At 69.9% G+C, this 937-nt stretch carries 1 protein-coding gene; it reads right to left on the bottom strand.

Going from position 1 to position 937, the window contains the following annotated elements:
- Positions 1-45 precede the first annotated feature (45 nt).
- Positions 46-937 (bottom strand): RNB domain-containing ribonuclease (locus AC1D01_RS36630; protein WP_477874706.1); only part of this gene is annotated, 892 nt, incomplete at its 5' end.

Below are 937 nucleotides of genomic sequence, written 5' to 3'. Positions count from 1 at the left end.
CTGCACGCACAACTGCGCGCGCAACTGCGCCGCGGCTGAGACCCCTCAGCGTCGGCGCGGCGCCTTGGCGGCCGTCTTGCCGCCGCTCTTGCGCGCTGCGGTCTTGRCCGCCCGCACCGGATGTGCCGACCGGCCCTTGGCCGCCTTCGTGCCAGCCTTGGCCGCGCGGTCCGCGCCCTTCACCGACGCCAGCTCGGCCGCTGCGCCGCCGGTCTTGTCGACCACCTTGCGGGGCCGCGCGGGGATGCCGCCCTCATCGCCCTCGTGGACCATGCGGAAGTCGATCTTGCGGCCGTCGAGGTCGACGCGACTCACCTGCACCCGCACCCGTGCGCCGACCGTGTAGCGCACGCCCGAGCGCTCGCCGCGCAGCTCCTGGCGCGCCTCGTCGAACTTGAAGTACTCGCCACCCAGCTCGGTGATGTGGATCAGGCCCTCGACGTACAGGCCATCGAGCGTGACGAACAACCCGAAGCTCGTGACCGCCGTGACGGTGCCGCCATATTCCTCGCCGAGATGCTCGCGCATGAAGCGGCACTTGAGCCAGGCCTCGACATCGCGCGAGGCCTCGTCGGCGCGGCGTTCGTTCGCGCTGCAATGCGCGCCCGCCACTTCCCAGGTCTCTTCCTCGGTGTGCGAAGCGCGCTTGGCCTTCGAGGCCGCTTCGAGCGCGCCGGTCACGATGCTGTAGCGCTTGCCGTGCAGCAAGGCCTTGATCACCCGGTGCACCAGCAGGTCGGGATAGCGGCGGATCGGGCTCGTGAAGTGCGTGTAGGCCTCGTACGCGAGGCCGAAGTGGCCGCTGTTGATCGGCGTGTAGATCGCCTGCTGCATCGAACGCAGCAGCATCGAGTGGATCTGCATCGCATCCGGCCGGTCTTTCGTGGCCGCGGCGATCGCCTGGAACTCGCCCGGCTTCGGGTCGTCGCTGACGCTC

It is taken from the genome of Rhizobacter sp. P3_B12 (assembly GCF_056402895.1).
This window is presented reverse-complemented; position numbering and strand designations above follow the sequence as displayed.